Genomic DNA, 9,468 nt, shown 5'->3' on the forward strand with positions numbered 1-9,468 from the left:
GCCCAATCTTGGGGAAATTGTTCGGGGGTGTAGACGATTAAAGCCGACTGGTAACAAGCGATCGCCTCTTCTATATTGTGAGCCTTATTTCCTATAATTCTATCACTGTAGGCATTTCCTAAATTATTTTGAGTCGTTGCCCATTTGATTGGAAAATGGTCGCGGGTAAGAACTTGTAAGGCAGCATTATAATAAGCGATTGCCATCTCGATGTTATCAGCTTTTTCTCCCATAATTCTATCTGAGTAGACATTCCCTAGATTATTTTGAGTCGTTGCCCATTTGACGGGAAATACTTCAAAGCTGTAGACTTCTAAAACTGCCGTATAACAGGTGATTCCAATTTCTAAATTCCATGCCAGCCTGCCTAAAGGAAACTGCTGAATTAAATTACCAAAGTTACCAATAGTACCTGCAATAAATTCAGCTTTTTGTGAAGATAATTGTTTCAAATTAGTGGTTAACCAACATTGCAATATTTGACTAAAAGTTAGATTTAGTTTTTCCAAATTTTGTTGAAAAAAGGGATAAACAATTTCAGGATTAGCTTGACTTTCTTCGGTAGTCTGCAATGCCTCCCTCAAGAAAGATAAATAATATTCATAAGTTACTGAATAATCGACATTTGCCAATTGTGCGGTGGCGATTTTTCGCAAAAATTCCGCCTCATTTATTTGATCATTTTCAGTCAATTTTTCAGCTACTGCTTCCATTACTTGCAGCAATTTTACATCAATTAAATCTTGGTTTCCGTTAAGAATATTCATCTCCTCGCCGCTGGGACAGGAAAGAAGTAACTCAATCAGGTGGAGATAGGCGGCGATCCGTTGTTCATCATTATTAACAATCTCTACTATAGCTTCTTGAGATGTAGGAATTGCTATTTCAATATTGTGTAAATAGTCTAAAAATTCCTCAATTGGTCTAAGACATGTCAAAGGAATTTTATCGGAAAACTCGTTCGCTTCAACAGCGGTCATAAATCCCACAAGTTTGACTCGATCGAAAGGTTCGGCAAACTGAACTGCAACGTAAGCAATTCGATCTTGCCTGACTTCTGGCGATAGAGCCATCACTTGTTCTTGTATGATAACTGGCCGACATTCTACCTTGCCCAGTCCTGGTAACACTAAATCAGCGACATCTAAAATTTCCCGAATTTCTGGTTGCCAACTATCGCCACCATTAATATCGGTTTCTACCTCCAACCCTTCCAAAAAATAGTTAACTGCCCAAACAGCAAGGGTATTGAAATAAACTCGCTTGCCTTTTGGCGAATTAGCTTGCTCAGAAGCAAATTGAAGGGCTAACTTACGTGCAGTTGGATTTATAGAAATTTCTAACAACAAAGTATCTCTAATTATTCAGGGTCATTCTCCGGTTCATATCCGAAGTTAGTCGCCATCTTTTTGACAAGTTCCTGACCTTTTCTTTTCCAGTGAGAATCGAGGGTGGGACGGGGGATATTAATCTCTCTGGAAATTGCAGACAAGTCATCAGGAGGGTCTTTTAACAGCAAGCGCAGTGCGAGTACGTGACAATTGGCATCCGGTCGAGAGCGACGATTTTCGGGAGTGTTTGGCTGAGTCTTATCTATTTTTTCATTGGGATAACTATTTCGCAGCTCTCCCGTCGGGTCGTCTTCAATATACTGCCATAGTTTGCGGCCGATGCGCTGCTTATTTTTAACTTGTTCTTGCTCAATCAGTTGCTCAATCCCTATTACCGTAGTATCATCAGCCACTCCTTCAGAATCAAATTCTTCACCTTGATTGCTCGCAATGGGAGCATCCAAACTAAAAGTAAAAGGCTGGCGCTTTAACTTGCGGTATTGGTCATATACTTTGTTCTGAATAATTGTATTGAACAGCTTAACCACTCTGGTTTGCAACGCATCATCAGCGATATTATCGAGGTCAATTCCTAGCAAAAATCTCGGAAGCGTTTTGAAAAAACCCTCATAGGCCTCATTCACTGCGCCGTCAAAATCAATATTAGGATTGGCATCGCGATACTTGCGACTTCCGGGCAAATGGGGAATGAGTTGGCACAATTGATTTTGGAGTCTTTTTTGTTCCCTACTCCCCTGTTGGGAGTCTTTCAAGAGTTGTAGAAGCTGGCGTAACTGTTCGTCGGTGTTCACAGGCACGTTGGGATAGCATCGGGATAATTCGATTATCCCAGGGAAAAGAGCGCTGTAACGTGCCAGCAATAACAAAGTCAAGGAAATCGGCTTGAGTTCCCAATGCGGCCACAAGTTGAAGCTGGCGGCTACAGGAACTAAGCCTGGTAAGGGTTCGACGGGGGCATCATGTCTCGTCATAGTCCAGTTTTTGGGTGTAGATACATTGATGTCGCAGGTGTTGGCGAGTTTATGCAGATTCAGGGAAAATTTTTCCAGGCCTTTCGGCATACTCTTGTTCCGGCAGTCCGGCAGGGAATGAATTCCCTGCCTCAAAGCGAAAGTCCTCTTCAGAGGACTGAAGAATTCATTAGTCCTTAGTCCTCTTTAGAGGACTTTTGCTATTAGCCAGGGAATTCATTCCCTGGCGGCCTTTCGCTATCAGCTAGGGGATGAATTCGCCGGAGCCCTTTCGGTACTCGCTATGGGAATTAATTCGCGCGTACTTTTTCAGAATGCCGTTCTTCCCTCCACCGAGATTCAGCTTCCGCATACCGTCGTTCTGCGGCGGCGATTTCCTCCTCGTAATGCTTGATTTTGTTACCGTATTTGTGATTCAACCACTGAATGTCATGGGCGAAACTTTCCTTCAATTGTTCTTCTTTGGCTTGCACCCATTCAATCTTCAACTGAGCCATTTGTTCCGGCGAGTAAGTACCGGCGGGGGGCTCATACTGTTCGGCAACTTGAGCAACATCCTCTTTAAACTTAAAGTACCGCTGTTCCCGTTTCTCGTCCTGCTCTTTTTCGATTTGATGCTTTTCGGTCAAATACCACCCGATTTGAAAGTCAGCTTCTACCATGTCCCAATTCTTCAAACGCCCGCTGGTATCGCCTTCGCTGACAAATTTTTCGCGACGCAGGTTTAAGGCTTGCTCATAGGCTAGTTCTCGCTGTTTCAGAGCAACTTCTTCGTCTATTCCGGCAATCTGATTTGCCTCCAATTCGGTGATTTCTTTCGGAAGACTATCTTCGTATTGCCCAATTAATGAGCGGGCGTGCCCCGGCATTTCAAAAGCATCATTTTGCAGGGAGGCGGCTCCCCATAACATTACCACCGGCAAACTCGCTGCGATCGCATTTAAGACAATTCCCCCCGGCAATCCCAACCCAATGACAATCCCCAGAGACATCGCATATTCCGTGCCGCTCAATCCAATGGCTAAACCTAAATCGGTAAGGGGTAGTTTTTCCAAACATTGGCCCTCCACTTGTAGCACTAATGCAGTTTGAGCTTCGTAAAAAAGTTCGCCAAATTCATTTTTTGAGGGATGAGCCTGTTTTTGTTTTTGGATATCCTTCAATGCTTGCTGAGTGCCGTTTTTCTTGCGAGAATGTTCCATGACTTTCATCACTTTTTTATCCGCCACCACCCCCGCAGCCCCGCCGATGAACAAACTTGCTGGAATGCTCATACTTCCCATGCCGGAAGTCAATATTCGCGCTCCCGCACTGAAGGTAATCGCACTGATTAACCCTACCAAAATATTGACTATTTTCTTGGTTTCCGGGTTGGGGTGGCGCTTTGCTAAAGGGGTTAAGTCGTTAATTCGTGTTTTGGCTTTTTCTCCTTCTGCATATCGTTTTTCCCGCTGACTCATTTGGGATTTGATTTGTTCGGGGAGTAGGGCTGTTAATTCTTGGTGCAGGTATTGCCATGCTACGATGCTGGCGGCAGAATTGTGGTTATGATTAGTAGAAGTCATTGGTTTTACCTCGATTTTTGAGCTTGATAAGATAGTGTCGCTTCAGGTTGAAGGTTTAGGCAGAATTCGGAAAAGAAAGTTCGGCAGCGGATTCTGTAACGGATTTAACGGATGTACCTAAACTGTTTTTGCTGTTATTGTAGACACAGGAAATTCCTGGTTCGTAGTGAGGACTTTAGTCCTCAAAATAAGGACTAAAGTCCTTACTACAAACCTAATTAATTTGATTTAGGTGTCATTTTTCTGGCTTTGGTAAAGGCTGCATCAATGCAAGGTGTCATCGATCGCCTAACTGCGTCTTCATCTTTGCCTTCATCTAAAACACAAATGCTTTGTTTGCTGCTCAATTGGTTTGTTAGGTCTTCATATAATTGACCTTGAGGTATGATGAATGAGATGACTACTCCCTGTTTCTCAATGTCATCAATGAGGGTTTTGACTCGATTAAAATCGATCGCCCGCTCCCCTTGACGTGGCTCAAAGTCATTGGCTACAATGGTTAGTATGCCGGGATTTTTGTTGGTTTGATGCTGTTGTTGAATGGCACTTTGACTCCGTTCTAACAAGGCAACAAGAGAAGTTCCCGGTTGTTTGTTGGTAATCGATCGCCCGTTGTGTTGACATTCCCCCATTAGGGTTAAACTGTTGGCAATGGAGATGGTTTTGGTGACGACGGCCCGATCGGCAAACGGAATGCTAACAGCGGTATCTCCGGGTTTATAATGTTGGCTGCTGAGTTGACAGTGCGTTTGTCGCTGCAAGTTGTAGCGATCGGCTGAAAGCGAGTTATCGTCAGCGCGGTAGTGTACAATCGGTTGAGCGGCGAATTCTGGGTAAACGAACATTGCAAGGGCGATCGAGCTTGCACCAACAGCAGCTACAATCGCAGGAGACTTGTACCACACTTTCTCCGTTTCAGTTGTAAAATCAATCATCATAGGGACCTCTCCACTGCGCTTTTGAAGAGATGTCGCAGGAGTCACCCAGTTTATGCACATTCCAAAAATAAATCATATCAAACCCTATTGATACCAAAGGATTTGATATGAAGCGAATTCTATTAGCCAGGATTTGGTATAACGCAGTTTCTACAATTTGTCGATCGACCTTTTGGCTTTATCTGCCAGATTTTTTACCGCATTTTTAGCATCTTCTGCTGCGTGGCGGGCGGCTGATTCGGCTTGTTTGGCTTTGCCTTCAGCCTGGTCTTTCTTGTTGCCCGTGATGTTCCCGAAAATTTCCTGAGCTTTGCCTTCTAAATTTTTGCCGATCGCCTTCGCTCTGTCTTCTGTACTCATGATAAGCTCCGTTTGGCAAGTTGCTTTAGTAACATTGTAAAATCAACTCGCCTGCAATTGCCTTTAACTTCATATTAATTTATATTCTGCTTGACCTCGGTCTTCTGCTGATGATTTACCGCGTGCAAATTCCTCCCTCAAAAAGCCAAGGATTCCTGTTTTTGACACCTGTATACGTCGGCAAAATTCGTCCTAAACAACTATTTCAAACTCGCCGCAGCAACTTTAATCGGTTCCAGCAATTCTAAAGGCAAATGCAGCATATTCAATTGGGTGCTATCTGCTGCTTTCCTTTCAGGATCGGGGCCGTGATAATCGCTGCCACCAGTTGCCAGCAAACCGTAATGAAGACACAAATCTTTCAACTTTTGGATTTGGCTAGAACTGTGGGTGGGATGGTATACTTCAACTCCCATTAAACCAGCATCTACTAATTCTTTTAAGACTTCCTCAACTGCGCCGCCGCGAAATAAATAAGGGTGAGCCCAAACTGGTACTGCGCCGCAACTCTTCAGTAAATCAATGCCTTCGACGATCGAGAATTTCTCGTAATGAACATAAGCCGGGCCATCATCTCCCAGCCAGCGATCGAATGCTTCCCGCGATGATTTGGCGTGACCGGCTTTTACCAGCGCAGAGGCAATGTGAGGCCGCCCCGGTGCCATTCCTGGGGATGTTTTTGGTAGTTCGATCGCATATCCCATTGCTGCTAATTTTTCGACCATTTCCTGCGATCGGCGAAACCTTCCTTGCAGGCGATCGTTCAAAGGAACGCGCAACTTATTTGCATCGGGATAAAAACCTAAAATGTGCAGCGAACGACCGTTGTGAACCGTGCTGAGTTCGAGTCCGGGGACTATTTCGATACCGTGCAAAGCAGCGGCGGCGAAGGCTTCATCCCAACCCGACATCGTATCGTGATCGGTGACGGCCAAAGCGCGAACCCCCGAAGACGCGGCGGCTGCTACGAGTTCGGCAGGGGTGAGAGTGCCATCGGAATAAGTAGTGTGACAGTGGAGTTCTAGCATTTTTTCCGGTAAGTTAAAGTCTGCAAAATGTGCAATTATTACCCTCACTCACGGGACATATATCGTCCCTGCGATCGACAAGTTTTTGGGTAATTTAAATCTGTTAGCTGTAATAAGTTGTTCGCATTTAATTGGGACATTTATGTTTATTAAAAGCTTGTGTGGGGTGAGCATCCTGCCCGCCTTTTCAGTTAAATTTGGATGCAGAACAGCTTAGCTATATCTTGATTTCTCGCATGGGGTGAAGGACACCCTCTGGCAATTTGGTAGGAACCGGCGATATTTCAATACTTTGTATGTTGTGAACTGGGATAACTACCAGTTTATCTGCCAATTCGAGAATTATCGGGTCTGCCGTCAACATTTTGTGCAGGCGAGTGCCTAAAGTTGCTTGCTCTCCTACTGTTCCCTCTGGCGCACTGAACTGGAAGTGTTGCTGTTTGCCGTTGGTATAGTTGATTGTCAGATCGATAATTCTTTCTTGGTTGGTTGCTTGCATAATTTTTTTTCCCTAACAGTCGATCGGGACTTCGCAAAATTAACAATAAATCAAAACTGGCGATCGCACCACCGTTGGAAAGCTTTTGACAAAACCAGGCTGTTGGTACGAAAGTCCGGTTCCTTCTAATTTTACCACAAAAACTGTACTGAAACTCGCCAACTTACCCAGTATACAATTGGCAGTCGCGCGGTGTTCGCTCCTGAATGCGCGAGATCCTTCGCCAGCAATATCTGTCGATCGGGCTTTCTTCTATGCCAGTTGGCAAAGTGGCTCAATTTAGCCTCTGTACCGACTTGACTCAAAGCGGTCTCAAGCCATACAGCAGAGGCATTTGAGCGCTTTGGGTGTCAAGGTTTTTCGAGGTGGGAACTGTGGAGGTTGGGATAGTGGCATTCTGCTGTCACTGCGGTAGAGGATTTTTTTATAAATTAATAACATAACATTCAGGTACAGCTTATGAAATCCACACTTTGTTTTCCCGAAACTTCTCTTCACTCTAACGCAGTCACTGTTAATAATAATGCTATTGACTCTTGTATCCTTACAGCTTGGATTGACTTAGTAGGAGGAGACTTTGATAACTTGGGAGGAGATGATTGGCTTCCCTTGTGTGGCGACATTGATGACGGCGAAATTTATCGGGAATGGTTTTTGTGGGAAGACAGCGAAGTGACTCAAGAATGGGAAGCTTACGATCCCATTACTAATTATCGAGTTGTGGCATCAAGCCGAGAAATGATGATTTCTCAAATCGACAAAATAGAAGATGCCCGAAAAATTTAGTTGCTCGGGAGAATCTTAAATCTTGATTTTCACCTTTAATAAAAATTCTGTAAACAAACCCGATTTCTCCCAACCCCATTAAAGAAACCGGGTTTTTCCGACCACAACTCTAGGGTTGGGTTTAGTTCCCCTGACCCAACATAATCATTTATGTCGCTACGGCTTTTTGTTTTTCTCGTTCTAATTTGCGCTGCTTCAAGGCTGCAAGATTTTGTTTAATCGTGTCGATCGCAAATCCAGCCCCCTGCTGTTGGTATAATTCGCTGGCACGGATCAAATCTGCAACAGCCTCGTCATCCGATCGCAAATTTGCAAAAGCCAAGGCACGATTGTGGTAAGCTTCTGCCAACGTTGAAACTTGTTCTAAAGCGCTGGTAAATTTATCTTTGGCTTTACGGTACTTTCCCGACTGATAAGCCTCAATTCCTTGTTGAAAATAAACGGAAGCTTTACTGCCGCTGTCGGTATCTGGAAATTCTGGGTAAGTTAAAATTGGTTCTTTAAAGAGTATAGAAACGCTGCCCTTGCCGAAGTAAGCCCAAGTCATTGTTCCCAACCCAATCCCCAGCACGAGGGCAATAATGACAGACAGAGCAATAAAATTGGTGAGTTCCATAGAGCAATATTTGTTGTATTATAATATGATACAGCACTTTGCTTAACAATTAGGTACAATAGTAGAGGTGGTAAGAAAGAGAAAAATGAAACCCTACTCCCTAGATATGCGTCAAAAGATCATTAACACTTACGAATCAGGTAACACCTCTCTTCGGAAAGTAGCAGAAAGATTTCAAGGAGCGGGTTCTTCCTTACTTGGTATGCCAAACTAATAATTAAAATACAAAGTAAGCAAACATCTATTTTTGTAGTTTTCAAAATTCCTAAAGCCATCTGCAGAACGTTTTATTAACTTAAGCTTGTTGTTAATACCTTCAACAATACCACTTGTGGTTTTATTATCAAAGTAAGCAATTATCTCGTCGAACCAATTAGTAATAGTCTTCACAGTATCGGGAAAATATTGTTTAGCTCTTTTCTGCCAGATACCAATTCTCAACAATCCCCTCAACCAATTTGTTTTTTTTTCAAATATTTGTCGGAATTTTTCTTTTAATTTAGGCATTTCTGCAAGATTGGGACACAGTTTTTTAACCTCCATTAATTTGATATTTTGCTTTTCATTTAAATTCTCTTCATTCTTTAATAATGAATATTTACTGTCGTTTATTCCCTCTAATATTTCTTGAAGTTTTGCTACTTTTTTGGACTATTTTGATTTTTTTGTTAAATCTATTATTTGCCTTTTTTCGCGCTTTCTTTGTGTATCTAGCTCCTTGTTAACTTGTAACCTTACATGAAATCTGTCCGCTACTACTTGAACATTTGGCATCAGTTTTTTTACTAGGGTTTTGTAGCCTTTCCACAAATCTATACTTACTTCTTCTATTTTTGGGCTTGACCTCTGACCCCCAGGATTTAAGCACTGGCTCGATTTATGCTTACGTTCTTCCTTTGACAATTGTAATCAATTTAGATGTTTCTAAATCGATTAATACGGCACAGTAATTTCCTTGACCTTTGATTAAAGCTATTTCATCAATTCCTAGTTTTTTTAAATTTGATGGTTGTGACGATAATTCTTGTGAGGCATCTGATAACATTCTTTCTATTTCTTCTGTGGTCACTACTCCTTGTTTTGCTACACTGTGAAGATCACTTGAAAATACTGATTGGATTGTGCTATTTGCTAGTCCTTTTGTATAAGTTCTTCGGTTGTTCACAAAGTCTAATTTTTCACTAAATGGTTTGCCACATTTTTTACATTTAAACTGTCGCCTGTTTATTTCTCAAAATACTGGCTGCTCTCCCCACGATAAATCTTTTACTACATATCGATGATTTTGATGTAATCTATTACTTTTTGTCCCGCAATGATGACAATGACTTTCTCGCTCGGTTGACTCCACCT

Annotated in this window: 11 protein-coding genes and 1 pseudogene; 2 read left to right on the forward strand and 10 right to left on the reverse strand. The window is 42.6% G+C overall.

Going from position 1 to position 9,468, the window contains the following annotated elements:
- The 7 genes from QUA40_RS21270 to QUA40_RS21300 all read right to left on the reverse strand — a co-directional run.
- Positions 1 to 1,346, reverse strand: a 1,346-nt coding sequence (locus QUA40_RS21270; protein WP_333129482.1) for a DUF1822 family protein, incomplete at its 3' end; no start/stop codon positions are given.
- A 14-nt stretch (positions 1,347 to 1,360) separates the two neighbouring features.
- Positions 1,361 to 2,323 carry a hypothetical protein gene (locus QUA40_RS21275; protein ID WP_333129484.1) on the reverse strand — a complete coding sequence of 321 codons (963 nt, stop codon included), beginning with the start codon at positions 2,321 to 2,323 and terminating at the stop codon, positions 1,361 to 1,363.
- A gap of 290 nt (positions 2,324 to 2,613) precedes the next feature.
- Positions 2,614 to 3,888 carry a hypothetical protein gene (locus QUA40_RS21280; protein WP_333129486.1) on the reverse strand — a complete coding sequence of 425 codons (1,275 nt, stop codon included), beginning with the start codon at positions 3,886 to 3,888 and terminating at the stop codon, positions 2,614 to 2,616.
- A 218-nt stretch (positions 3,889 to 4,106) separates the two neighbouring features.
- Entirely contained in the window at positions 4,107 to 4,826 is a 720-nt protein-coding gene (locus tag QUA40_RS21285) for a hypothetical protein (protein ID WP_333129488.1), read from the reverse strand.
- Between the two features lie 150 nt (positions 4,827 to 4,976).
- Positions 4,977 to 5,186, reverse strand: coding sequence for a CsbD family protein (locus tag QUA40_RS21290; protein WP_332978035.1), 210 nt, complete (start codon positions 5,184 to 5,186; stop codon positions 4,977 to 4,979).
- Positions 5,187 to 5,386: 200 nt separating this feature from the next.
- Positions 5,387 to 6,214 (reverse strand): PHP domain-containing protein, encoded by an 828-nt coding sequence (locus tag QUA40_RS21295; RefSeq protein ID WP_333129490.1) that lies wholly within the window; start codon positions 6,212 to 6,214, stop codon positions 5,387 to 5,389.
- A gap of 217 nt (positions 6,215 to 6,431) precedes the next feature.
- Positions 6,432 to 6,713 carry a hypothetical protein gene (locus QUA40_RS21300; RefSeq protein ID WP_333129492.1) on the reverse strand — a complete coding sequence of 94 codons (282 nt, stop codon included), beginning with the start codon at positions 6,711 to 6,713 and terminating at the stop codon, positions 6,432 to 6,434.
- A gap of 206 nt (positions 6,714 to 6,919) precedes the next feature.
- Here QUA40_RS21300 and QUA40_RS21305 point away from each other — a divergent pair, with 206 nt between their 5' ends.
- Both QUA40_RS21305 and QUA40_RS21310 read left to right on the forward strand, forming a co-directional pair.
- Positions 6,920 to 7,051, forward strand: coding sequence for a hypothetical protein (locus tag QUA40_RS21305; protein ID WP_333129494.1), 132 nt, complete (start codon positions 6,920 to 6,922; stop codon positions 7,049 to 7,051).
- Between the two features lie 121 nt (positions 7,052 to 7,172).
- Entirely contained in the window at positions 7,173 to 7,499 is a 327-nt protein-coding gene (locus QUA40_RS21310; RefSeq protein ID WP_333129496.1) for a hypothetical protein, read from the forward strand.
- 148 nt (positions 7,500 to 7,647) lie between these two features.
- On the opposite strand, the gene QUA40_RS21315 is transcribed toward QUA40_RS21310, so the two are convergent.
- The 3 genes and pseudogenes from QUA40_RS21315 to QUA40_RS21325 all read right to left on the reverse strand — a co-directional run bounded on the left by QUA40_RS21315 (position 7,648) and on the right by QUA40_RS21325 (position 9,280).
- Positions 7,648 to 8,115 carry a hypothetical protein gene (locus tag QUA40_RS21315; RefSeq protein ID WP_333129498.1) on the reverse strand — a complete coding sequence of 156 codons (468 nt, stop codon included), beginning with the start codon at positions 8,113 to 8,115 and terminating at the stop codon, positions 7,648 to 7,650.
- A 210-nt stretch (positions 8,116 to 8,325) separates the two neighbouring features.
- Positions 8,326 to 9,018 (reverse strand): annotated as a pseudogene (locus QUA40_RS21320) (ISL3 family transposase).
- A complete protein-coding gene (locus QUA40_RS21325) occupies positions 8,999 to 9,280 on the reverse strand; it encodes a hypothetical protein (RefSeq protein ID WP_333129499.1) in 282 nt (93 codons plus the stop codon). Before QUA40_RS21325 ends, QUA40_RS21320 begins: the two are co-directional and overlap by 20 nt.
- Positions 9,281 to 9,468: the final 188 nt, after the last annotated feature.

Source organism: Microcoleus sp. Pol11C3 (assembly GCF_036701485.1).
GTDB lineage: Bacteria > Cyanobacteriota > Cyanobacteriia > Cyanobacteriales > Microcoleaceae > Microcoleus.